The sequence below is a fragment of the Elusimicrobiota bacterium genome (assembly GCA_018816525.1).
Classification (GTDB): domain Bacteria; phylum Elusimicrobiota; class Endomicrobiia; order CG1-02-37-114; family XYA2-FULL-39-19; genus OXYB2-FULL-48-7.
In genome coordinates, this window is the sequence record JAHIVV010000005.1 from 1 (window position 1) to 24,931 (window position 24,931).

Genomic DNA, 24,931 nt, shown 5'->3' on the forward strand with positions numbered 1-24,931 from the left:
ATTAAATTTAAGATTCATCAATTTTAAGTTCCTTGACTTTTAAATCTTCTACATTTTTATCTTGGTATCACAAAACGTGATACCTTATGACTTCTAAACCCTTATCTTTACAACCACTTTTTTAACCAGAGACGATTTATCCAGTAAGCATCCGGGTATATGCCCATCTTCCGGAAAAAATACTGCAAAAAATCCTGGGGACATCTTTAAAATGGAAGCATTTTTATCCAATTTATAGAATGCCGCATCTTTTTCTGAGTTATATTCAGTGGCTAAATCCAGTAACTTAACCGGGTGCCACTGAATTGTTTCTGTACCGGACACAACATACTGAATATCAATATAGATGCGGTGCGCTTCAAATAATTTTTCACCGGCCGCAACTGTTTCGTAACTTTGCACGATAGCAAAAACATCTTTGCCCAAAATTTCATATTTCCCATCTTTTGTATCGGCAGATACACCATTTTTCAAATATTCAAACACCTTTTCAAAATGACTGTGCATCAAACAGTGTTTTTTGTAGTCCTCAATCCTGTCAATAATCATTTATTCCTTGTCCCCTCTCTTTAGTTAAAGAGGGGTAGGGAGAGTTCGCCTTATCTCAACGAATTAAACACTTCACTATTTCACCTACATACATACGGTGGTAGTCTTTATTTGGGTAATTGCTGTCTATTTTGGGGTCTAAAAAATGTTTCGGGTTGAGGTCCTGAAAATAAATTTTCTTACATTCTATTACTATCCGCGCTTCGCTAAAATAAACATTCCCCAAATCGCTTTTAACTGCTGCTAATTTTGTCGCTGTCATTTTATTAATATCCTTGCCTGATTTTGAACCGCAGAAATTTAAAATATCGCGGTACTTCTCGTCAAAAAGGCAAATAGTGAAATAATCATTACTTTCCATGAATGTATAGGTATGCCTGGTAGGCCGTATGAAACAAAAACAAACATTTTTGTTCCAGAGAACTCCTAAAGCGCCCCAGCTGGCAGTCATCATATTATATTTATCAATCTTTCCCGCAGTAACCAGCATCCAGTCCTTTCCTATGAGCTTAAAAGTATTATCCTTTATTACCCCGGGTTTTACTTCTTTGAATTCATTTTTCATCTTAACCCCTTTTGTTTTGATTTATCATATTATAAAATCCAGATAATTATTCTTCGTTATTACATCAAATTTTGCATTTTTATAAGTCTGAAGCCATTCTTTAGGCGCTTTCACTTTTTCTGCCCGCCACTTAATTTCATAACCGTACAAATTGCCTTTTCTTTCTTCAATTAAGTCAATTTCTTTCTTATCATAGGTCCGCCAGAAATAATTGTTTGAAAAAGTTCTTTTATATTCCTGTTTTTTAATCATTTCGACAACTATATAGTTTTCCCACAACATACCGATATCATCTCTCATTGATAATGGATTGTAATTGTTAATCAAAGCATTGCGTATTCCGTTATCATAGAAGTAATATCTCGGATTTTTTACCAGCTCTTTTCTTAAATTTCTGCTGAAACCGGAAAGTTTGAATATCACGAACGATTTTTCCAGCAAATCAAGATAACGCTCAGCTGTATTTTTGCTCATCGAAAGATTTGACCCGAGTTCGGTATATGAAACCTCTTTACCTATCTGGAAAGCCAGCAATTGGAGAAGCCTGCTTAATTTTTCGGAATGCTTTACTCCATCAAGTTCCAAAATGTCCTTATAAAGATAAGAATTCACAATTTCTCTTAAATAATCCTTATTAGCCCTGTGATCTTTATTAATAACCACTTCAGGATAGGAACCGAAAATAAGGCGGTCTTCCAAAAGCGCCGTTGTCTGGGCTTTTGTCTGAACATTTTCAAGTTCTATTTGCGCCAAAGGAAAAAGTTTCAAAGTAAATTTCCTGCCCGTCAAAGGTTCCCCGATATCTCTTGCCAGGTCGAAAGACGAGGAACCGCTTGCTATCACTTTAATATCTTCGATGTTATCAAGCATTAATTTAATATTCAGCCCTATGTTTTTTATTTTTTGCGCTTCATCAATAATAAGCGTTTTGTTTTTACCTATGAAACTTTTTAGTTTTTCAATTGATTGGCTTGAAAGATAATTTTTAACACCTATATCTTCACCATCAACAAATAGATAGGATGTTTTAAGTGATTTGCTGATTTCCTTCAGTAGTGTTGTCTTGCCGCAACGCCTTGGGCCGTAGATTATAAGCGCTTTTTGTGGTTTAAGGTATTTTGAGACATTTTTTAATTGGTATTGCGGTATATACATGGGGCACCTCTCTAGTGATGTTTCGTCGATGTGTACTAAATACAGTCAGTCTACTGACCGTATTATACTAAATATAGTCAGTTGCGTCAATCCCGATTATTCATTCTGAATTTCTATTTCTTTGCTTTTTAAAGTATCCAAATAAATAATTATCCCTTCTACTTTTTTGTTGGGATAGATTTCTTTTATCAGCCTGATGTATTCTTCCATTTGTTGCTTATATATCTCGGTGGTTTCGGGGGATTCTGAGCTTTTGTAATCGATGCTATATACCCGCTTTTCAAGCACAACCAGGCGGTCTATTCTTCTGGTCCTGCCGGAAGCATCAATAATTTCCTTTTCAACGAAAACATTTCCTTCTTTCAAGTTAAAATAATCTTTGAATTTTTCATTTTCAAGTAATTTTTTAACCTTCTGCCCGATTTCCCGCAGGTTATCTATTACCGGATGCCTCATCTTTGTCTTCTCGAGAGCATTCTTGATTACTTCTTCTAAATTCTGTCCTTTTATATTCTCAATAAAAGAAAGAACACTGTGCAAAACCTCTCCGCGCTCAATATTTTCCCTGTTTGTCACCTGCGAAACTTCTACAAACTCATCTTTTATAAGCTCAATCCAATCGCTATACCTGGAAACCGGCATAGTTTCAACAATTGCTTCCTTATTCGCAGCTTCTTTATTTGCGTCCTTTTTTTGTTCATATTTAACCTCTTCGACCGCTCTTGCGGGCGAGCCTTTTTCAAAGTTCGGCTCTTCAAAAGAAAATAAATATTTCACTTTATTCTTTTTTCCCGACACCTTTTCAGGAATAAAAATGTAAAGTTCCTGCTGGGCACGGGTCAGCGCAACATAAACGCTGTTAAGCTCGTCAATAAACGCTTTTTTGTATTCTTCAATGTAAATTTCGTTGAGTTTCGGCGAAAATTCCGTATGCGCCTGCTTGATATAGAGCAGGTTTAACTTTTCTTTCTTTGCATCTATGATTTGCGGGTCAATTTTTACAGAAAGGCTCAGGCCCGGGATGATAACCACGGGAAATTCCAGCCCTTTTGCTTTGTGAATGGTAAGAATCTTTACTGAATCGCCCTTAGTAACGTTTACATACAGGTCTTTTTCTTCGGTTAAACCGTCAAAATACTCTAAAAAATCTGAAACGCTGGAACTTTCCTCTTCATATGATTTTATAAGCTCAAGAAATTTCATCAGGAATCCCTGGTATTCGCTGAAATTATCCAAAACACTGAATTTGCTGTAAATACTTATCACAAATTCATAAAGCGGCACTAACCCTGCATTTTTGAAAAACTCGCTTATAAGTTCATCCCAAACTTTATTGTATTTGCCCTGAAATTCCTTATAAAGGTATGTTATTTTATCTTTTGATTTTGAAGTTCTCACGCTGAAAAGAAAATCCTGGATATCGTATTTTCTAAGCCCTGAGCTTTTTAAAAATATATCGCCAAGCAAAAATGAAGCGAAGAAAAGGTTGTCTGAAGGCGATTTCAGAAACTTTAAAAACGAAATAAGTTCTTTAATAAGGTAATTTTCTCTTATATTGAGGGTTTTTTCCGATTCCACAGGTATATTTACTTCAAGCAGAAGCGAAGTGTAGGTTTCAACATCCGAATTTTTCCTGACAAGGATTGCCAAATCCCCGTAAGCATACTGCCTGTTTTTTAATTCCTGAATAAGCCCCGTTACTGGTTTTTGCGCTGTTTCGTTATCATTGCCCCCGGGGACCTGCTCCACTCTTACGTAGCCGTTTTCATTTCCCTGCTTGTATTCCTGCTTTGAATCAGAAAAAACATTAAAAATATCAACGAGGTCGCTGTCTTTAAATTTTTCTATATCATCCTTCTCGTTTTCTTTAAGGCCCTGGATGAACCCTTCAATGTTTTCCTGTGAAAATATAATATTGTTGAACTCAACTATCGCTTTCTGGCTCCGGTAATTTTTTAATAATGTCCCTTTATTTAAGTTGAAAATGTTAAACCGCTCCGCAACTTCGTTGAAAAGAGAAACATCCCCCCCGCGGAACCTGTATATTGCCTGCTTCTTATCACCGACATAAAAAAGCGATCCGCCGTTTGAGAGTATTTCCTCTGCCATAGCGGACAAATTCTTCCACTGCAGGCGGCTGGTATCCTGAAATTCGTCTATAAGCAGGTGCCGGAACCGCGATGCCAGCCGGAAATAAATTTCGGGCACGCTTATATACTTTTCGTCAAATAAAAATCTTGCCTGGTTGTTCAGCTCTTCCAGAAAAACAACATCGTCATTTTTTGAAACAGTTTTAAAATCCTTCAAAACCAGGCTGAAAATATCTATATAATAATTGTAAATGGAATACGCCTCCATTTCTGCAAGCTCGACAAAGCTTTTATGGAGCGAATCCCAGGTTTTTACGATTGATTCGCCTGGAACATTGCCTTTCGTAAAAGGAACTTCTGCCCTGAAAAAATACCTGGAAATATTTGATACATCAAAATACTCTTTGTTTTCTTCAACAAACTTTTCCAGGCTGGTGCAGAATCTTTTATCCGCGCCTTTGGTATCTTTAACCTTTTTATGGAGTTCATTTACCAGTTTAATAATTGTTTTTTTCTTGGGGGTAATGTCAGCTGATTCAATTTTTGTCCTCGCAAATGATGCGCCGTACTTATTATTTATGGAGTAAAGAAACTTAACTATTTCATAAATGTCGTCTTTGGGAAACCAGCTGCTTTTCTCTTCGACAATCAGGTATTGCTTTAAAAACTTCCTGAATACTTCTTTTATCGCTTTGTCCTCGCCTGCCTTGTCTACAAACCTGTCCAGGCTGTATTGGATATAGGAATCGTAATCCTTTTCAATCTGAAAACCCGAGGAGAGGTTAAGTTTGAAAGCGCTTCCGGAAATAATGGACCGCACAAAACTGTCTATAGTCTGGACCTGGAAGAAATTATAGTTTTTAATAATGTAATCGTTGATTATTGTGTAGGCTTTTTTCTTTGCGGTTTCTTTGTCGATGTTTAATGAAGAATATATGTCCCTTGCTTCGCCTTCGCTTTTAAAATCATCCAGCGCTATTTTTTTAAGAAGTTCAATGATTCTCTGCTTCATTTCAAAAGTGGCTTTATTGGTAAAGGTTATGGCGAGGATGCTTCTGATAGGAATGTCGTCAAGCTTAATGTCAGGGTTGAGCAAGAGCTGGATATATCTTTTGGCAAGGGCATAGGTTTTCCCGGAGCCTGCTGAGGCCTCCAGCACCCGCACTTCCGGAAACTGCATGATGTTTGGATTCATATTGAGTTACTCAAAAAGTTTCTTTAAATCATTATAAAATACTTCCGTATAATTCTCGCCAAAAAATAGTTTTTCATCAGACAGCGTCCCTAAAAATCCGGCTGATTCTATTTTAGGCTTAATTTTTTGCATTAAAACCCGCAATTCAGAAGACAAAAGCAAGGAATCATAATTTAAAAGTTTATCATCATTTATCTTTAACCATGTTTCTTCCAATGCTTTAAACATTTCAGGCCATTTTACCCACCGTAATGAATCATTTTGTATTTTTAAAAAATCAAACCATTTAACCCTGTCCAGCCAATAGTGTTTTTCTTTCCCAACCAGGCTGATATTTATCAGGCCCGAATGCGACATTTCAACCAATAAGTCCTGGATTGTTTTTTGAGCATAATAAGTTTCCTTTGCAATTAAAGCCGGATGGGCGCTGTTATGCGTTAATAAATGCAAAATTATTTCGCAGCGGGTATTTACGCCCAATAAAGCGCGAAGTTTTATAAGCAGCCCGGTATTCTGAAGTATACGAACCGGCTGAGTATGCCCGCGGAATTCAATTTTACCGCGTATTAAACCGTATTCCTGAAAATCTTTATCGGGGGTGCCGAAACTTTCAATGGTATTGCCCTCTTTAGTTAGAAAAAGATTTTCTTCTTTATTAATTAATTCTTCCCGGTTCAACAAGGCCAATGTTTTCCATTTAAAATATTTACTGCGTTTTGACATAATACTGGCTATTGCTTTTAAAACTTTTTCACTGTTAAACTGCTCTTTTTTCTGAATATTTCTCAGCCTCTGTATATTAATCAGGGTTCCATTAACATCAAGCCAATCAAGCATTTCATCAAAAAGCCTGGCATCATAGCGCCCTAAAGAACAAGTAAACAATAACAATGCTTCCGGGTCAATAAACCAATTATCCCTGGATTCTGCGTAACCGGCAACACCAAGCGCCGACCACTGTCTCCACAAAAAGTTATTTATTAATTCCAGATACGAGCTTTTAAATTCTTTTAACGACCGGGCCATATCCTAATTTCTCCAGCATATCTTTTAATATTTGTTTAAAATTGCCGCTTGGATCCTGGGTAAGGGCCCATTTAGCCGCACCCTCTATTTCTGCGCTTGTTGGTTTCAATTCAAGCAAATCGTCAACATGCCTGCCGGGCCCTGAATCAACAGATGCATAAACTTTAAAATATATCTGGTCTATCCTGCTGATAAAATGAACTATCAGCTTTGAGCCGTATTGTTTTGGCTGCAGCCTGCTTATCAGTCCCTGCGGAAGGCCCTGTTTAACCAAATCTTTGGGCCCGGTATTTAACCAATCATTGCTCAGACCTAAATCCAAGGCAACCTGCTTTACTGTTTTTTCAAAAATTTCAGGCAGTTTATTATATTCATCAAAAATAAATTCCCCGTTATCCGTTTTGGAAATAAATCCTATCAAATCAACATCTTTTGTAAATACTCTGTTTATTAAACCTGTGATAATAAGGGCTGATCCGCCACATACAACAATTTCAAAGGGTTCAGTATTTTCGAGTTCTAGTCGTTTTCCTAATAAATTCAGAGCTTTTTCTAAGTCTTGTTTATTTAACATATTATATGTTATACCCCTTAGTATTAGTGGTAATAGTTATATTATAGCTTAAAAACAATAGAGCTGTCAAGATAATATTGAAGCTCAAATTATATTACTGGAATTGCGTAGGGCGGCTTATTGGTTATCAGATGGCGTGGCACAATTTTTGCTTTTATTTTTTTATCACGGACTTCAACTTCCACAATATCGCCTTCGCGAAGTGTATTATCAACAAGCGCCAGGCCGATAGACCTCATCATTTTTTCTTCAACCAGCCTGCTGTTTTTAACCTTATAATACGGCACGGTGGTCCCGCTGGTTATATATCCTGCGTGTTTACCTGAGAAAAATATTTTATAACCGGCTCTTGCAACGCCTTTATCAATCAGCGTAATGCACCTTGTCAGTCTTGGGGGGGTTATTTGTTTTAAAAGATCGTTTCTTACCGCAAATTTTACCAACGGGCTTGAGAGTATGGGAATTTCTTTTCCTTCTATATCAATTCCGAATTCGTGGCCGTAAAGAGGCAGCCCGGCTTCAAGCCTGAGCGTATCCCTGGCGCCCAGCCCGATGGGCGCGGCGCCTCTCTCAAGGAGCAAATCCCATATTTTTAATGCGTCGTTTCTTTTTACAAACAATTCAAAGCAAATCGGTTCGCCGGTATAACCGGTCCTTGCAAGCAAAATCTCAGAACCCTTTATGTTTACTATGCTTAACAAATTTCTTTGCGTCCCGGGCAGTTGCCCGCTTTCCAAAATAGCGGCCAATATATTTTCCGATTCCGGCCCCTGAAGGGAAATCATTGCAATATCTTCAGACTTATTAAGCATTTCTACATCGGTGAATTTTTTCAGCTGCTCTTTGAAATAATCCCAGTCCTTCTGCAGGTTTGAAGCGTTTACTACAAGAAGGTATTCGCCGGCGGTAAATCGGTAAAGATAAGAGTCATCAATTGCTCCGCCGGTTTCATTCGGGATAATTGTATACTGGGCCTGTCTGACTTCAAGCGCTGCCGCGTTATTAGTCAACACATGCTGTAAAAATGGCACTGCGCCGGCACCTTTAAATACAAACCTGCCCATGTGCGATACGTCAAAAAGCCCGGCGGATTTTCTTGTCAGCAGGTGCTCATTAACGATACCGCTTTCGTACTGCAGAGGCATGCGCCACCCGCCGAATTCAACCATATTCGCTTTCAGCGCCGCATGTTTATCGTAAAAAACTGTTTTCTTAAGTTCGCCCATGTCTCCGATTTACATTTTTGGTTTAATTTCAGGCATCGCTTTCAGCGATTCTTTTATTTTTGCTTCAGGCTAAACATAATCTTCAATTGAAATCATCCAGCAGGTAAGTTGTTGAATTAATTTTAAAAGCGGGTTTTTTCTCAGCCGGGGGCTCGGGCGGTTTTTCTTCCTTCTTGACGGGTGCGCTTTGCGTAACTTGCTATGAATTTTGCACCGCTAAATAAAAACAATGCCGATACGCAAACGATTAAGGCATTAATTGCAAAAATGATGTTTAGTAATGGCTTTTGCTTATTCAGCAGCGCCGTTCTCGCTGTCCTCACTGTCCTCATTTTCTTCTTTTACTATATGAGCTATGCTGGCAAGTTTATCGCCTTCTTCCAGCCGGACCAGCCTGACACCCTGTATATTTCTGCTTTTTACCAATATGCCGTCAACAGGAAGCCTGATGGTTATGCCTTTTGAGGTAATAAGCATTATATCATCTCCCTCATTTGCTTTCTTTATGCCGACGACGGAACCGTTACGGTCATTGGCCTTAATATTTTTTACGCCTTTTCCGCCTCTCGATTGCAGGCGGTACTTGGATATATCGGTCCTTTTTCCAAACCCATTTTCAGTAGCGGTAAGCAGGATATCCGTTTTGTTTATATCTTCCATGCCGATTACTTCATCGTCCTTGCCTAGTTTTACACCGCGCACGCCCTGGGTAGCGCGGGCCGTAGGCCTGATATCGGATTCTTTAAACCTGATAGCCAGGCCTTTTTTCGTTGCTATAACAGCTTCGCTCTTTACTTCAATATGTTTTACATCAATTAAAGTATCGCCGTCATTAAGTTTTATGCCGATAATTCCTGTTTTGCGTATATCGGAATAATCGCTCAATTCTGTTTTCTTGACCAGGCCGGATTTTGTGCACATAAGCAGGTAAGATGGTTTTTCTTCTTCAAATGATTTGATGGTTAAAGCAGCCGTCACTTTTTCTGCAGGCCCTATTTGTATCAAATTTACAATTGCTTTGCCTTTGGCAATTTTTGTTCCTTCCGGTATTTCAAATACGCGCACCGTATAGACTTTTCCTCTATCAGTGAAGAAAAGCATGAAAGCGTGCGTATTGGTGATAAATATATCCTCGACAAAATCCTCTTCCCTGGTGGTCATACTGGTCACGCCGCGGCCGCCCCTGCGCTGCGAGCGGTAGGCTGAAACCGGCATTCTTTTTACATAACCGGCGTGCGAAAGCGTAACAACAACGTCTTCTTCCTGCACCAGGTCTTCTATTTCCATTTCTACTACCTTGGACTGGATTTTTGTGCGGCGTTCATCGCCGTAAGATTCTTTAATTTCCTTCAACTCCTGCTGGATTATGGCCATAACTTTTTTTGTATCAGCCAGGATAGATTTCAATTTTTCGATGGTTTTTATGAGTTCAAGATATTCATCTTCAAGTTTTTTTCTTTCCAGTCCCGTGAGCTGGTGCAGCCTCATATCAAGAATCGCCTGGGCCTGCACTTTTGAAAGTTTAAACTTTTCCATTAACGCAATGCGGGCGGTTTCGGTATCCTTTGACTCGCGGATGATTTTTATTATTCTGTCCAGGTTATCTATCGCTATGCGCAAACCTTCCAATATGTGGGCTCTCTCTTCGGCTTTCGCAAGTTCAAACCTGGTTCGGCGCGCAATTATTTCACGCCTGTGTTCAACATAATAGTGCAGCATTTGTTTCATCGGCAGTACTTTCGGCTGGCCGCCGACAATAGAAAGCATGATAACACCGAAAGAAGTTTCCAGCTGGGTTTTCTTAAAAAGCTGGTTTAATACAATGCTTGCGTTTCCGTCTCTTTTAACTTCTATAACGACGCGCACGCCGTCGCGGTCGCTTTCGTCGCGTATATCGGAAATGTCTTCAATTTTTTTATCTTTCACCAGGTCTGCAATTGTTTCAAGCAACTGGGCTTTGTTTACCTGATAGGGCAGTTCGTTTACAATAATTGCCTGCCTGCCGCCTTTTATTTCTTCTATTTCCGCTTTTGCGCGTATTGTAAATGAACCGCGGCCGGTTTCAAAGTAATCCTTTATTCCCTCTTTGCCGCAAATAATGCCCCAGGTCGGGAAATCCGGGCCCTTTATTATTTTCATCAACTCGGAAACTTCTATTTCAGGATTGGCAATATAAGCAACAATACCGTCAACAACTTCCGTTAAATTGTGCGGAGGAATATTTGTAGCCATGCCTACGGCAATACCGCTGGAACCGTTTACCAGCAGATTGGGAAGTTTGGCGGGAAGCAAAAGAGGCTCGGTTAAAGAGCCGTCATAATTCGGGCCGAAATCTACGGTGTTTTTATCCAGGTCATTCAGCATCTCGTCCGCGACTTTTTTGATCCTGACTTCCGTATATCTCATTGCAGCCGGCGAGTCTCCGTCGACTGAACCGAAGTTTCCCTGCCCGTCAACAAGAGGATAACGCAAAGAGAATTCCTGCGCCATGCGGACCATGGAATCATAAATAGCTACATCGCCGTGCGGGTGGTATTTACCTAAAACCTCGCCGACTACTCTTGCGCTCTTCTTAAACGCCTGGTTATGTTTCAATCCCATTTCTTTCATGGCGTAAAGAATTCTTCTATGCACGGGTTTAAACCCGTCGCGCACATCCGGCAGAGCCCTGCCTACGATTACGCTCATGGCGTAATCCAGGTAAGATGTTTTCATTTCATCTTCAATGTTACGCGGTGCAATGCGTTCAAGAAGATTCGGCTGGTCCTGTTTTAGTTTTTCTTTGTCGTTATCCTTTTCTTTTACCATCTAAAAACTCCCTTGTTTAAAAGTTTCTCTGCAATTAAAATATCGGTTTTTGTTGTTATTTTTATGTTGGATGAAGTCGTGGGAACGAGTTTTACTTTTTGCCCAATTGCTTCAACCATTTGTGCGTCATCTGTCGCGTTTGAAAGCTTTTTTCTTCCAAAAGCTCGAAAGCGTTCAAACGCTTTCAAAATTATTTCTTTTTTAAAGATCTGCGGCGTTTGCGCCAAAAATATTATTTTTCTGTTGAGCGTCCGATCGATATTATCTTTGCCGTCTGACATTTTTACTGTATCGGATGCCTGCGCGGCGCAAATCGCGGCGCCGAATTTACTTGCCGCTTTTATGCAGTTTTGTATGTCGGCCTTGTTTATTAAAGGCCTGGCTCCGTCATGAATAGCTACCAGGCACGCCTTCGGCAATAAATTTTTAAGGCCGTTTTCCACAGACTGCCAGCGCTGCCTGCCGCCCGGGAATATTTTTAAAGAAGGATATTTCTTTTTCCATTTATTTTGGAAAAAAGTTATATCTTCCCGCGGCAGTATCAGGATTACTTCATCTGAAACCTGCATAAACTTTTCTACAGCCCAAAGAACAACCGGCTTGCCGCAAAGCTTGTGATACTGCTTTTTGCTTCCGAAGCGTTTACCGCTTCCTCCGGCGACAATTATAGTTGAAATAAACATTATCTCGGTTTTGTAAATATCATTCTGCCGGCAGAGGTCTGCAATGCAGATGTAACGATAACATCAACTTTTTTGCCTATGTGTTTTCTGCCGTCTTCAACAACTATCATGGTGCCGTCGTCAAGGTATCCTATGCCTTGGTCGTGCTCTTTACCCTCTTTGACAACAAACATATTCATGGTTTCGCCGGGCAGGTAAATCGGTTTAAGCGAATTTGCCAGGTCATTGATATTTAAAACAATTACACCCTGCAGTGACGCAATCTTGTTCAGGTTGAAATCTGTCGTAAGAATTGTACCGCCGATTTCTTTTGCCAAAATAACAAGCTTGGTATCAACTTCTTTAATTTCCGGGTAATCTTTGTCGTAAACTTTAACAGACATGTTAGGTTCATCCTGAAGCTTGCGCATAATTTCCAATCCCCTGCGGGCGCGCACGCGCTTGTTTGAATCGGACGAATCAGCAAGTTTATGCAGTTCAGCCAGGACGAAATTCGGTATAATCATCGGCCCTTCCAGGAACCTGGTTTCACTAACATCGGCTATTCTGCCGTCGATAATCGCGCTGGTATCAAGAATTTTAACTTTTTCACCGCTCGTTTTTGCGCCGGTTTTTAATATGTTTTTGTCAAGCAGGTCCACTTCTTCTTTTTTCCTGATTGCTATCAGAAACCCTAAAACAACAAATGATGACTTTACAATCAGCGAATATTTGCTCATCAGCTCAATCAGCCTTTCATTGCCGAGTGAAATCAATCCATATTCAATTAAATAACCCACTACGAACCCGAGGATTATTCCTATACCGGAGGCAACCAGCGTATCCAAAGGCACTTTCCCGACAAGCAGTTCTATGCCTATTATTACGGCAAAAATTACAAACCCGATAAGGGCGCCTTTAAAATCCCGCGATATTTGAAAATAACCAATAACGGGGCCTAACAAAACTACGAGTGCTCTAATTATCCATAAAATCATCTCTTTTCACCGCCTTATATGTCCAGATTTTTTACATCCAATGCATGGGTTTCAATAAATTGCCTGCGCGGCTCAACTTTATCTCCCATGAGGGTTGTAAATATCGTTTCCGCTTCCGCTATATCTTCAAGTTTTACCTGGAGAAGTTTTCTTCTTAACGGATCCATCGTTGTTTCCCATAATTGTTCAGGATTCATTTCTCCCAAACCTTTATACCTTTGGATGGTTAAGCCTCTCATGCCGATTTCTTTTATTTTCTCCACAACCGCCTGAAAATTTGAAACGTCAATAGAGTCTTTTTCTGACGTCTTTATCCTGTAAACGGGTTTTTCCGCAGGAGTGTCATAATTGTTCAATTCAAAACCGGAGGCTTCAAGTTTTTTAATAAGCACGTCCGCGCGGGTAAGTTCCCACAAATTCCTAAATTTTCTGTCCAGGTCGCCTTCCGTAAGGCCCTTGTTTTTTTCAAGGTAATCTTCTTTGAACTGTTTCCATTCTTTGTCGCTGTAAATGAAAACAACTTCTTCTTCCGTTTCAACCCTGAACAAGGGAATTTTATCTTTTTTCCTGAAAGCAAGGTAATCGGCCCAGAGAATTTTTTTCTTTTTAAGTTTTTTAAGCAAAATATCGAGTTCGTTCAGGTCCTTGAAAAGCACTAACAGCTCTTTTTCTTCCCAGGTTTTTTTGCCCGCAACCTGCGATAAAACGACCTTGTCTACAACCTGCTCCAGAAGGATTTTTTCCAATTGTTCTTCGGTATCAATATAGAGTTCTTTTTTATCCTTTTTAATTTTGTAGAGCGGCGGCTGGGCGATATAAATATACCCGTTGTCTATCAATACTTTCATCTGCCTGTAGAAAAACGTTAAAAGCAGTGTGCGGATATGCGCGCCGTCAACATCGGCATCAGTCATTATTATTACCTTATGGTACCTGACTTTGTTTATATCAAATTCATCTTTTCCTATTCCGGCGCCAATGGCAGTTATGAGAGTTCTTATTTCGTCGTTGGATAATACTTTCACCAGCTGCGCTTTTTCAACGTTTATAATTTTGCCTTTTAAGGGCAGGATCGCCTGAAATACCCTGTTGCGGCCCTGTTTTGCCGAACCGCCTGCGGAATCGCCTTCTACCAGAAATATTTCTGATTTTTCAGGGTTTCTTTCCGAACAATCGGCAAGTTTCCCCGGCAGGGACGCGCTGTCCAGCGCTCCTTTTCTGCGGGTTAGCTCGCGCGCCTTGCGCGCTGCTTCGCGCGCCTGCGCGGCATTGATAACTTTTTCTACTATTTTATTTGAGACGGAAGGATTTTCCTCAAAAAATGAACCCAGCGCATCGCCGACAAGCGATTTCATTATGCCTTCAACATCCGAATTTCCCAATTTTGTTTTTGTCTGGCCTTCAAACTGGGGATTTGGAATTTTTATCGATATAACGCAGGTCAGGCCTTCGCGGACATCGTCGCCGGTTATTGAAAAAGCTTCATTTTTTATCAGCTGGTGATTTTTTGCATAATCATTTATAACCCTGGTCAGCGCAGAACGAAAACCCGAAAGATGCGTTCCGCCCTCAATGGTATTGATATTATTGGCAAAGGCGTAAATCTGTTCGCTGTAACCGTCATTATACTGTATCGCTACGTCAGCTTTAATATCATCCTTGGTCTTGGAAAAAAATACCGGTTTTGGGTGCAAAACGTCCTTATTTGAATTTAAAAATTCTACGAAACTTGCAATGCCGCCTTCGTAATTGAAATTATGCTCTTTATCGTCGCGTTCATCCGTGATTGAAATTTTTGTTCCTGGATTTAAATAAGCAAGCTCGCGCAGGCGGTTGGACAGCGTATCAAAATTGAAATTCAAGTCTTTAAATATTTCGCTGTCCGCCAGGAAGGTAACTTTCGTGCCGGTTTCATCCGTACTGCCGCCCGTTTTTAAGGGCGCGCCAGGTTTTCCGCGGGTGTATTTTTGCGTATGTATTTTTCCGTCGCGCTGAACTTCAACTTCAAGATATTCCGAGAGCGCGTTTACAACCGATACGCCCACGCCATGAAGCCCGCCGCTGACCGTGTAAGCTTTTCTGTCGAATTTTCCGCCGGCGTGCAGGACCGTAAGAACCACTTCAAGGGCTGATTTGCCTTTTAGCTTCGGGTCTTTTACTTCCTTCATCGGGTCTACGGGAATACCGCGGCCGTCGTCAATAACGGTTACTGAATTATCCTGGTGTATTATTACGTCGATATTTTTACAGAAACCTGCAAGAACTTCGTCTATCGAGTTGTCTACAACCTCGTAGACAAGGTGATGCAGGCCCGGAAGCCCCGTGGAACCGATGTACATAGCAGGCCTGCGCCTTACAGCTTCAAGCCCTTCCAGAACCTGAATTTTACTGGAATCATATTTGTCTTTTTCTTCCATAAACTCCTCAAATAAATTTGATTTCTTTTACCATTTCATGCCCGAAATGGCCGTTTATTTTTTTAATAAACTCTTTTTTTCTTATGCGGACTTCCTGCTTGTAAGCCGGATGGTCGGTTTGAACGAGTATTGTGTCTCCGCTTATCCCGATCATTCTTATTTTCTTTGAAAGTTTGCCCAGCTCTTTGTTCCAGATGTCGTAAAGAGCGTAATTTTCTTCTTTAATCCCGTAGCTTTCCAGTAATTTTTTTACTATCTCGCTGGCAGGCGTAAACACGCTAGACCTCCTGGGCCTAGACCCTCATAGGCATTACTACACAGATGTAATCTTCATCGTTAATGCTCTTCAATACGCAGGCATCGATCGGACCGTTTATCTGAAATTCTACTTTATCTTCGTTAATGTTTTTTAAAATATCTATAACGTAAGAAGGGTTAAACGCTATTTCGATGCTGGGGCCCGTATAAGCGATATCCATATCTACTTCGCCGCTGCCCAGCCCCTGGACCTGGGCGGAAATTCTGAGCGCATTTTTACCGTAAGCGAATTTCACGGCTCCGCCTTTTTCCTGAGTTAAAAGAGAAATCTGTTTTGTCGCGCTGAGAAGTATTTTTGATTCAATCTGTATTTTGTGCTGATATTTTTTAGGTATCACCTGTTCGTAATTAGGGAATTCACCGTCCACCAGGCGGGAAATTAACGTAATGTCCTTTATCTTGAACGATGCCTGGTTTTCTGTGATGCTTATTTTTACATTTTCGTCTTCTTCTATTGAAAAAAGGCGTGAAACTTCATTAATCGCTTTATTCGGTATAATTGCTTTCATTGAAGTTTTGTTTGTAATGCCTTTTCTACAAATATACGCCAATCTGCGCCCATCAGTAGCTACCGTCCTGATAACACCGGGCTCGATAATAAAATACAGGCCTGTCAAAACATACCTGGTTTCATCCGTTGAAATAGCAAATGAAGTTTTTTTAATAATTTCTTTTAAAAGTTTTGTTTCAATTACCATCGCTTTTTCATCTGAAAATTCTGGCAATGCGGGAAAATCTTCTTTCTGTGTTCCGGATAAAACAAAATGTGATTTTCCGGCCTTTATATCTATCTGATTTTTGTCGTCTGTTTTAATTTCTATTTCCTGTTCAGGTAATTCTCTGATAATATTTCCAAACCTCTTTGCGGGTATCGTTATTCCACCGGCGATCTTTATTTTCCCCTGGATATAACAGCTTACAGCTATTTCAAGGTCAGTTGAAACAAGTTTAATTTCACCTGAATCATCTGAATTTTTATCTTGAACTGCTTCAACTAAAAAATTGGATAAAACCGGCAATGTAGTTTTTGAAGAAACAGCGGTTTCCACAATTTGAATGCCTCTTAACAGGTTTTCCTTGCTTACTTTAATATACATATGTATTAGTCCTCCTAGTAATAGTACTGTGAATTCTGTGCAAAAATTATGGTTTTCGTTATAAACCGTCGATATAGTGTGATTATAAACGAAAACTTAAAGTCTAATATCAAGTTAATAAACCTATGATGTTATCAGCCCAAAACCCAATCCACCAAGTACGCTAACATACAAAGGAAGTAACTAACATGTTACTAACAAAAAATTAGTCTTCCTCTCTTTTAACATCTTCCACAAGTTTATTTATATTTGCCGCAAAGAACGGATCCGTATTTATCAATGTTTTTATCTTATTCCAGGCATGCAAAACGGTTGTATGATCCTTGCCGCCGAAAGCCTCGCCTATTTCTATTGTTGAACGTTCTGTTAACGAACGCGCCAGGTACATGGCTGTCTGCCTTGGGAAGGCTACTTCATCAGTGCGCTTTTTAGAACGCATATCTTTAAGGTCCAGGTGATAATGCCTTGCAACAACTTTCTGTATTTTTTCTATAGTTACCGTTTTTTGTATTTCTTCGCGCCTTATAATATCGCTCAATATTTCTTTTGCGGTATCTACCGTTAAGGGTGTGCCGGTAAGGGATGAAAATGCAACTATTCTTATAAGGGAACCTTCAAGTTTGCGGATATTTGATTTTATCTGGCTTGCCAGGAATAAAATGACATCGTCCGGCACATAAATTTTTTCGCCTTCGGCTTTTTTACGCAAAATGGCGATTCTTGTTTCCAAATCCGGCGGTTTTACATCCGCAATTACGCCCCATTCGAACCTGCTGATTAAACGTTCTTCAAGATTCTGCAATTCTTTCGGAGGCCGGTCGCTGGTAATCAGTATTTGTTTCCTGAAATCATAAAGCGCGTTGAAAGTATTAAAAAACTCTTCCTGGGAGCGCTGTTTTTCCGTTAAAAACTGGATATCGTCGATAAGCAGGCAGTCCAGGTTGCGGAATTTGTTCCTGAAACTTGCGGGTTTCTGGTAAGTCAGGGATTCTATGAATTCATTTATGAATTTTTCCGCGGTTATATATAAAACTTTTGCTTTATTGTTGTTTTTTAAGATCTTATTTCCGATGGAATGCAGTAAATGAGTTTTTCCCAGTCCCACGCCGCCGTAAAGAAAGATCGGGTTGTATTCTTTGCCCGGATTATTGGCTGCTGCAAAGCAGGCGGCTTTCGCGAAGCGGTTTGAAGGGCCTTCTATGAAATTCTCGAAGGAATATTTCGGGTTGAAAGATGTTTCCAGCAGTTCGTCAGCATCCTGGGATTCCTGCTGGGGTTCTTCTTTTTCAGTTTTTTTCAAAAGCAAATCCAGGTCATGCATGTGTTTAAATGCCAGGTCAATTTTTTTAATACCCGAAAGTTCTGCAATCATATTTTCTATATTTTCTTTATGGTGCAGTTTAATCCAGTTTGAAAAGAACTTGTTTGGAACCTGAATTGTGAACTTGTTTTCTTCAAGTGAAATAGGAGATAACGGTTTTATCCACAAATCATAGGATTCCTGGCTTAGCTGTTTTTTAAGAAATTCCGTGATTTTTTCCCAAATTAGATTGATTTCCATCGATTTCCCTGTTTTTTGCCAAACTTATCCACATAGTTATCAACAGGTGTGGATAAGTTGCCCAGATGCTTGATTAATGCTATATTTTGGTATTATTTTACCAAGTTTTACTATATTATGCGGGTCGGACACCATTCTATCAAATAATGCTTTTTAAGTCAATAGCCAAAGAAATAAATTTGTCCAGGCAAATACGTTCAGGCCTGATTGAAGGGTCTATCCCGTTTTTTGAAAGGATTTCAGTTATAACCTCTTTTGGGAGGTTTAGGCCTGCGCTCATTGAATTGAGCACAGTTTTTCTGCGTTGCGAGAAAGCCGCTTTGATTACCCTGAAAAAGAGTTTTTCCGAAATCAACAGTTGGTTTTGGTTAAGGGTTTTCCGGGTGAATTTTAGTACGGTTGAATCTACTTCCGGAACCGGTTTAAAGCAGGACTTGTCAACATCAAACCCCTTTTCTATGGCAGAGTAATATTTGACGATCAACGTAAGAACCCCGTAATGCCTGGTGCCCAAATCAGCCAGGATTCTCTCTCCGACCTCTTTTTGGACCATAAAAACGGCCCAGGACCAGCCCTCAGCCGCCAATGTCTTCCTCAATATGGGTGAAGTTATGTAATAGGGGAGGTTTGATATTAATTTGTACTTTGAGACTTTGGCAGCTGAGCCCGGAAGAGTCCAGTTTAAGAAATCGGCATGTACAATTTCAGTATTTTTTTGATTTTTAAAACTGTTTTTTAGTTTTACAACAAGTTCAGGGTCTATTTCAACACAGATAAGTTTGCTTACCTTGGGTGCAATAAGTTCTGTAAGCACGCCCTGGCCGGGGCCTATTTCAATTACGGTATCTTCAGGCGTTAATTGAGCGCAATCAACAATATTTTCCGCAATTTTTTTATCAACTAAATAATTCTGTCCGAATTTTATCCGTTTCACAAAAGGAATTATATACTTTTGGAGGATTTAAGTCAATTTAAAAGCAAATTCCATTGCTTTCAGTTGCATTAACGCCGGTTACGTATCCGAATTTATTCAAAGTATTTCCTATATTTATATTAATATTTTTTGTTTCCAGGCTCCCGCAAGCTAACCGTGATTCCAATAACAGTTTATCCGGCGCGGGTTTTGTTATTATATTTACAACTCCGCCAAAAGCGTCGCTTCCGTACATGGCTGAACCGGCGCCTTTAACAATTTCAACCCTTTCTATTAAACTTGCCGGAATGATCGCAATATTTGTGCCCGTGTTCATGTGTTCGCTTTTTGCTTTTTTGCCGTCAATCAAAATAAGCGTATATTGAGATGGCAGACCCCGCAGTTGCCCTACAGTCCTCAATGCAGCGCCAAAAGGGGCGCCTCCCGATGCATCAAGGCCCGGTACAAGCCTGAGGGCATCAGCGGCGTTAGTGACTCCGGATGATTGTATTTCCTTGTTTGTGATTAAATTTGTTGTTACAGGCGTATCCTTGAGTATGTGCGGCCTGCGGGTTGCTGTAATAGTCATGTTTATAGAACCATCTTCGGCAACACCAACTTCTTGCGCAAATACAAAACCAGCGCTAAGAAAAAAACTAACAACTCCAAAAAGTACCAAAAATAAGATTTTACTTTTCATGAATGTTTTACCTCGCCTCTTTAGGATTTAAAAAAATCAGGAACTTCTGTGCACCAGTTCGGAATAACCGGCGGTTTTATTATATGAAAACCCGAATCTGATAGTATTTTTTCCACTTTCTTGGACAAAACAAACTTAACAAACAGTTCTGAAATATCTTTATTTACAGCCTCATTTGGTATGGTAATGGAAATATCCATATAAGAACCACTTATTGTCTCAGTCCCGCCGCGATAATTCGGAACATCGATTTGATACTTGTTATAATGTTTTTCTAATGGAGGATAGCCGCAATTAATCTCTTTAGGGAGCTTTATATAGGGTAAACTCAAATCTTCTGCGTGGGGCCTTGGCACAAAAGCGTAATCCAGGGCGCCGGGCGTCTGCAATACGGATAACAAAGTTGGAGGGTCATAGATAACATTATTTTTAGGGCAATTATTTACAAGCTCATTGTAAAGTTTACGGTTTTTATTTTTGAAATAGTAATCCTCGGCCATTTTCCAGCATAACAGCGTAAAATAACCGGCGGGATTAAGTGTTGGGTCTGAATAACCGTATTTAACATCTTTTTGCAGGATAATATCGTACCAATTGTCTGCGCTAATTTTATCTTTATATTTACTCTTGCCGCTATAAACTAAGACCATTTCCGTGCATGCAAATTTCACTGCCCACGAAGCTTTCTTGGGTGCAAGCATTTTTTCGATAAGGCGGCTGTCAACAACTGCCAAAACGTCACAATTACGCAAGGGCGCCAGCCTGGTGATAACTACACTCGGCTGGGTTTCCAATAGCACTTCTACATCAGGATACTTTTCCTCAAATTCTTTTGCGATAGCACTAAAACTATTTTTTAATATAACCGCTGCCATTACCCGGAGATGTTTCCGTTGGCGGTTGCGTGGCCGGTTAAATAAAATTATAGCCGCTAAGATTAAAAATACAACGATAGCGGTTATCATAATCTTGCCGGTCAATCCATTTTTATTTTTCTCGGTTTTTTCCATAATAACGGGTTCAAATCAGTTTTATTTGGGAATAATTTTCCAACCATTAAGAATTTTGCAACTTCGTCACTTTCAGGTTGTGCGTAAACTTCTTCAGGTATACCGTACTGTTTTATCTCGCCGTTCATGATAACGGCCATTCTGTCAGCCAGGAAAGTCGCTTCGTTTAAATCATGAGTCACAAGGATAACAGTAATACCTAGACGTTCTTGAAGAGCTTTGAATTCCGTAAGCAATTCATACCGGGCCGCTGTATCCAGCGCGCCGAACGGTTCGTCAAGAAAAAGGGTTTTGGAATCAATAACTAGGGCTCTTGCAAGCGCAACACGTTGTTTCTCGCCGCCGCTTAAACTGCGTATATTTTTTCTATCAAGCAAATGCCCAATCTTAAGCATTTTTGCAATTGATGAAATTTTATCGCTGATCTCGCGTGGAGGTAACCCCTTTATTTTCAGGCCGAAACCTATGTTATCCTTTACATCCAAATGAGGAAACAAAGCGAGGTCTTGAGGAAGATAAGAAAAACTGCGCTCTTCAGGAGGGATTTTTGTAATATCCTTACCGTTGGAAAAAATCCGGCCTTTAAACAGGGGCTTGATACCCAGCAATGTCTCAAGAAACAATGTTTTTCCTGCGCCTGTCGGCCCGATAAGGACAAAACACTCACTATTTCCGATAGAAAGATTGATTTCTTTTAAAGTGAAATTACCATACTTGGCAACAAGATTGTATACTTCTATCATGAACGTTTTTCTAATAATAAGCAGATAGTTACAAGCGCGGCAATAGTCATCAATGTTAATATAACGCTTAAAACGACAGCCCTGTCAAGGCTGACAGTTGCCAGGTTCAGGTAAATACTGATAGGCATAGTTTCAGTTTTACCTCTTACAGCCCCGGCAATAGTTGAAGTTGAACCGAAATCGCCTACGGCACGCGCCCAGGCAAGTATAAATGCCGCTATTATACCGTTTCTCGCCAGGGGTAAAGATACATGCCAGAAAACTTTCCACGGCGTACACCCTAAAAATCGCGCCACCTGTTCTAACCGGATATCAATACCGGCGAAAGTTGTTTTTATAACCAACACAGCCAGAGCATACGCCAAAAAGAATTGCGCCAAAATCATGCCGGGCAATTCAAAAACAAAACGCATGACGTTATTTTCAATCCATTGGCCTGCCCTGTGCGAAACATCAATAAAAGAGCAACCCCAAGAGACATAGGCGCCATGATCACCGGCACTATCAACAAAGCATCTATTAACCACGAGCCCCTGAAATTCCATCTGGCTAATGCATATCCGGTAGGTATTGCAAATAATAATGCGATTACGGTAGCAATAGTAGTTGTGTACGCGCTGAGAGCAATAGCATTCTGGACATTTTTGTCTGACAAAGCTTCTATTAGAGCTCCTTTGCTTGTATAATATCCGTCCTTATCAACAGCCTGTTCCGTCGCCTTGATGTATTCTGCTTGAACAAAGCCGCTTGTTACACCCGAACCGAAATCATATCTTGTTTCTGCGCCAAACTTCCTTCTCAATGTTGATTTTCTGCCATTTTCAGAATAATATCCGGAACCGCATCCGGAAATACATCATACTGTAGCTGTACATAACCGTCAACTTTTGTCCTGGGCAACTGAGCCTGCTGCGCTGACACTATCATTGGCATAATTAAAAAAAGGCAACCAATAAAAAATTTAAAAATGTTTTTCATACTCCTCCTTTATCATTGTGTTGAATTGGCTGATAAATCGATACCTATATAACGCAAAAATTCGAAAAACCTTACAATAAAAAAAGACAGCTTTTTAAAAAGCTGTCTTTTTGAATTTTTAACAAATTTTACAAGGGTTTTTAAAAATCGTGTTTTTTCGGGCCTTCGTGCATTTTATGCTGTGAATCTTTTCCCTTAAACATTTTTTCAAACTTGTTCTTTTGCTCGTCACTTAAAATGCTTTTTATTTCCGTATTCATTTTATTTTTTAATGCTTCAAATTTTGGCCTGATAGTCTTGGCCAAAGCGTCCATCTCTTCCTTATGCTGTTTAAAAATAGGAGTCAGCTTATTCTTTTGTTCTTCGGTTAAAGCCAGGCGCCTGCTCAAACCGTTCATCATACGGTTTGCCATCCGGTCTTCCTGTTTTTGATTCATTTTCATAGGAAAAGGAAACATTCTACGAAACATAAATATTCTGTCCATAAACATACCGCAGACCAGCCCGACAAGAAAGATAGCTGCCGCAAAAATAAGCCCTACTCTTTTGGATTTAATCATTTTCCGGCCCTCCTGTGTTTAGCGCCAAAGAGATAATATCGTCTTCAGATATATTTGATTCAATAAATATTTTTTTCTCCAGGTTATTTACTGTATTTTGAAGCAGATAGTCTTCTGTAGTAAGATTTTTGTTTGCTGTGGCCGCAGAATAGTTGTTAAACAGGAATAACCCGGCAGATAAAACAAGCAGACAGGATCCGGCGTAGAGCGCCTGCCTGGCAGTTGCGATGAAGTCTTCGTAAGAAAACCGTGCTGAAGCCTTTTCCTTTATTTTATTCATCAGCCTTGTTTCAAAAAAAGGCAAAGGTTCAACGTTTTCTTTACTTTCAGCAGCAGTTTTGTAAGAAATGATTTCTTTTAATTTTTCCCAATTTTTGTAGTTCATAAGCCACCTATTTTGTTCATAAGCATTTTGTGCGCCCGGAAAAGCCAAACTTTTAATTTATTTACCGAGATATTCATAATTTCGGCCGCTTCGTTATAAGACAAATTGTTTAAATCCACCATTGTTAAAACCATGTCGTATTTTTTTGGCAAAGAGCTTATGGTACTTCGGACTCTGGACTGGACTTCTTTTACCAGCATCTGGTTTTCAACGCTCAGCCCGGTGTCATGCAAAAGATCGCCGACTGTTAAAACCTCGCCCTCATTTATTTCCTTATCCAGCGAAACGAACCGGTTTTTGTGTTTTTTTATGTAATCAATCGTTTCGTTATAAGTAATCCTGTAAAGCCAGGTGCTTAAAGCGGACTGGAATTTGAAAGAGCCGAGATAAGAATAAACTTTTAAGAAAACTTCCTGTGCAATATCGTCCGCTTCCTGCTGATTGCCGATAACCGAATATATAGTTTTAAACACATTTGACTTATATTTGGAAACCAATTGCTCAAACGCCTGCTGGTCATTGTTTTTGAATGCTTCTACCAGCCTAAAATCCTCGTTCTTCAAGTTATCTTTGCTTCTATCCATTAGACCCCTAAGTACCTTAAAAGGTTACAGTAAAATCAAAAACCTTGCCTGCTTAATTTACTAGTATTTTTGACATAAGTCAAATTTACTCGCGAGTATTTTTGACTATGGTGGAAATCACCCAAGTAACAAAATTAGAGCTTGATAACTTGAAGTGCCAAAATGGCGCTTCAAGTTTAGGTGGTAGAGGTTCCTTGAATTCACCGAACTGGACAGATTGTAACCTTTTGGGGAGCAAACCGGTCTAATACTTACAAGCCCGTATTTTAACCGGAGAAAAATATGAAGAAATCAGTTATAGCTGTTTTGTTGTTGATACAGATGTTTACCATAAATGTTTTTGCCGCAGACTTAACCTGGCAGGATGTATTAAAGGAAGCGAAACAGAAAAACCAGGGGTTGGTAAAAGCCCAGGAATCACTAAAACAGGCGCAATACCAGCTTTCCATAGCATATTCAAATTTCATGCCTCAAATTTCCGCTTCCGCCAGCACCGGCCGCTCCGGCTCGGACACCACAAGCGCCAGGGAAAGTTATTCAATGGGTGTTTCAGGAAGATTATCCCTCTTTTCCGGCCTGGCAGACTATTCTGATTTACAATCAAAAAAAATTGGGCTTGAAATTGAAGAATTGAGTTACCAAAGAACTGTCTCAGACCTTGTTTTTAACTTGAAAAAAGGTTTCATCAACCTTTTATTGGCGCAGGACTCAGTAAACTTGAGTCAAAAAATACTTGAAAGAAGAAAACAAAACTATGAGCTTGTAAAAATGAAATATGAGTCCGGCAATGAAGACAAAGGCTCCCTTCTGAGAGTAG

At 39.8% G+C, this 24,931-nt stretch carries 25 protein-coding genes; 1 reads left to right on the forward strand and 24 read right to left on the reverse strand.

What is annotated here, in order from left to right; genetic code table 11:
• Window positions 1-93: 93 nt before the first annotated feature.
• From KKH91_00720 to KKH91_00835, 24 genes are all read right to left on the reverse strand, one after another.
• Window positions 94-549, reverse strand: a complete 456-nt coding sequence (locus tag KKH91_00720) for a YhcH/YjgK/YiaL family protein (GenBank protein ID MBU0951339.1) — start codon at window positions 547-549, stop codon at window positions 94-96.
• Window positions 550-604: 55 nt separating this feature from the next.
• A complete protein-coding gene (locus tag KKH91_00725; protein MBU0951340.1) occupies window positions 605-1,114 on the reverse strand; it encodes a flavin reductase in 510 nt (169 codons plus the stop codon).
• A 24-nt stretch (window positions 1,115-1,138) separates the two neighbouring features.
• Entirely contained in the window at window positions 1,139-2,269 is a 1,131-nt protein-coding gene (locus KKH91_00730) for an ATP-binding protein (GenBank protein ID MBU0951341.1), read from the reverse strand.
• A gap of 96 nt (window positions 2,270-2,365) precedes the next feature.
• Window positions 2,366-5,554 (reverse strand): UvrD-helicase domain-containing protein, encoded by a 3,189-nt coding sequence (locus KKH91_00735; protein MBU0951342.1) that lies wholly within the window; start codon window positions 5,552-5,554, stop codon window positions 2,366-2,368.
• 6 nt (window positions 5,555-5,560) lie between these two features.
• Entirely contained in the window at window positions 5,561-6,580 is a 1,020-nt protein-coding gene (locus KKH91_00740; GenBank protein MBU0951343.1) for a hypothetical protein, read from the reverse strand.
• Window positions 6,555-7,154 carry a hypothetical protein gene (locus tag KKH91_00745; GenBank protein ID MBU0951344.1) on the reverse strand — a complete coding sequence of 200 codons (600 nt, stop codon included), beginning with the start codon at window positions 7,152-7,154 and terminating at the stop codon, window positions 6,555-6,557. The genes KKH91_00740 and KKH91_00745 overlap by 26 nt, the downstream gene beginning before the upstream one ends.
• 89 nt (window positions 7,155-7,243) lie before the next feature.
• Entirely contained in the window at window positions 7,244-8,380 is a 1,137-nt protein-coding gene (gene gcvT / locus KKH91_00750) for a glycine cleavage system aminomethyltransferase GcvT (protein ID MBU0951345.1), read from the reverse strand.
• Between the two features lie 291 nt (window positions 8,381-8,671).
• Complete coding sequence (gene gyrA / locus KKH91_00755) at window positions 8,672-11,188, reverse strand: DNA gyrase subunit A (GenBank protein ID MBU0951346.1); 2,517 nt, start codon at window positions 11,186-11,188, stop codon at window positions 8,672-8,674.
• Window positions 11,182-11,871 carry a 2-C-methyl-D-erythritol 4-phosphate cytidylyltransferase gene (gene ispD, locus KKH91_00760; GenBank protein MBU0951347.1) on the reverse strand — a complete coding sequence of 230 codons (690 nt, stop codon included), beginning with the start codon at window positions 11,869-11,871 and terminating at the stop codon, window positions 11,182-11,184. Before ispD ends, gyrA begins: the two co-directional genes overlap by 7 nt.
• Window positions 11,871-12,848: a TRAM domain-containing protein gene (locus tag KKH91_00765; GenBank protein ID MBU0951348.1), complete on the reverse strand. Its 978-nt coding sequence runs from the start codon at window positions 12,846-12,848 to the stop codon at window positions 11,871-11,873. Before KKH91_00765 ends, ispD begins: the two co-directional genes overlap by 1 nt.
• A gap of 14 nt (window positions 12,849-12,862) precedes the next feature.
• The gene (gyrB, locus tag KKH91_00770; protein MBU0951349.1) at window positions 12,863-15,265 is read right to left on the reverse strand and encodes a DNA topoisomerase (ATP-hydrolyzing) subunit B; all 2,403 of its coding nucleotides are present in this window, start codon (window positions 15,263-15,265) and stop codon (window positions 12,863-12,865) included.
• Between the two features lie 7 nt (window positions 15,266-15,272).
• A complete protein-coding gene (locus KKH91_00775) occupies window positions 15,273-15,542 on the reverse strand; it encodes a DUF721 domain-containing protein (GenBank protein ID MBU0951350.1) in 270 nt (89 codons plus the stop codon).
• A 16-nt stretch (window positions 15,543-15,558) separates the two neighbouring features.
• Entirely contained in the window at window positions 15,559-16,680 is a 1,122-nt protein-coding gene (dnaN, locus tag KKH91_00780; GenBank protein MBU0951351.1) for a DNA polymerase III subunit beta, read from the reverse strand.
• A gap of 205 nt (window positions 16,681-16,885) precedes the next feature.
• Window positions 16,886-18,241, reverse strand: coding sequence for a chromosomal replication initiator protein DnaA (gene dnaA, locus KKH91_00785; GenBank protein ID MBU0951352.1), 1,356 nt, complete (start codon window positions 18,239-18,241; stop codon window positions 16,886-16,888).
• 139 nt (window positions 18,242-18,380) lie between these two features.
• Window positions 18,381-19,175, reverse strand: a complete 795-nt coding sequence (gene rsmA, locus KKH91_00790) for a ribosomal RNA small subunit methyltransferase A (protein MBU0951353.1) — start codon at window positions 19,173-19,175, stop codon at window positions 18,381-18,383.
• A 37-nt stretch (window positions 19,176-19,212) separates the two neighbouring features.
• A complete protein-coding gene (locus tag KKH91_00795; protein ID MBU0951354.1) occupies window positions 19,213-19,854 on the reverse strand; it encodes a TonB-dependent receptor plug domain-containing protein in 642 nt (213 codons plus the stop codon).
• 20 nt (window positions 19,855-19,874) lie between these two features.
• Entirely contained in the window at window positions 19,875-20,864 is a 990-nt protein-coding gene (locus tag KKH91_00800; GenBank protein ID MBU0951355.1) for a substrate-binding domain-containing protein, read from the reverse strand.
• Complete coding sequence (locus tag KKH91_00805; protein ID MBU0951356.1) at window positions 20,831-21,607, reverse strand: ATP-binding cassette domain-containing protein; 777 nt, start codon at window positions 21,605-21,607, stop codon at window positions 20,831-20,833. The genes KKH91_00800 and KKH91_00805 overlap by 34 nt, the downstream gene beginning before the upstream one ends.
• Window positions 21,604-22,020 carry an ABC transporter permease subunit gene (locus KKH91_00810; GenBank protein MBU0951357.1) on the reverse strand — a complete coding sequence of 139 codons (417 nt, stop codon included), beginning with the start codon at window positions 22,018-22,020 and terminating at the stop codon, window positions 21,604-21,606. The genes KKH91_00805 and KKH91_00810 overlap by 4 nt, the downstream gene beginning before the upstream one ends.
• The gene (locus tag KKH91_00815) at window positions 21,990-22,409 is read right to left on the reverse strand and encodes a hypothetical protein (protein ID MBU0951358.1); all 420 of its coding nucleotides are present in this window, start codon (window positions 22,407-22,409) and stop codon (window positions 21,990-21,992) included. Before KKH91_00815 ends, KKH91_00810 begins: the two co-directional genes overlap by 31 nt.
• Entirely contained in the window at window positions 22,406-22,585 is a 180-nt protein-coding gene (locus KKH91_00820; GenBank protein ID MBU0951359.1) for a hypothetical protein, read from the reverse strand. The genes KKH91_00815 and KKH91_00820 overlap by 4 nt, the downstream gene beginning before the upstream one ends.
• Before the next feature lie 140 nt (window positions 22,586-22,725).
• The gene (locus KKH91_00825) at window positions 22,726-23,145 is read right to left on the reverse strand and encodes a hypothetical protein (protein ID MBU0951360.1); all 420 of its coding nucleotides are present in this window, start codon (window positions 23,143-23,145) and stop codon (window positions 22,726-22,728) included.
• Window positions 23,138-23,530 carry a hypothetical protein gene (locus KKH91_00830; protein MBU0951361.1) on the reverse strand — a complete coding sequence of 131 codons (393 nt, stop codon included), beginning with the start codon at window positions 23,528-23,530 and terminating at the stop codon, window positions 23,138-23,140. Before KKH91_00830 ends, KKH91_00825 begins: the two co-directional genes overlap by 8 nt.
• Entirely contained in the window at window positions 23,527-24,114 is a 588-nt protein-coding gene (locus KKH91_00835) for a sigma-70 family RNA polymerase sigma factor (GenBank protein ID MBU0951362.1), read from the reverse strand. Before KKH91_00835 ends, KKH91_00830 begins: the two co-directional genes overlap by 4 nt.
• A 282-nt stretch (window positions 24,115-24,396) precedes the next feature.
• Here KKH91_00835 and KKH91_00840 point away from each other — a divergent pair.
• The coding region (locus KKH91_00840) for a TolC family protein (GenBank protein MBU0951363.1) at window positions 24,397-24,931 on the forward strand (535 nt) is incomplete at its 3' end.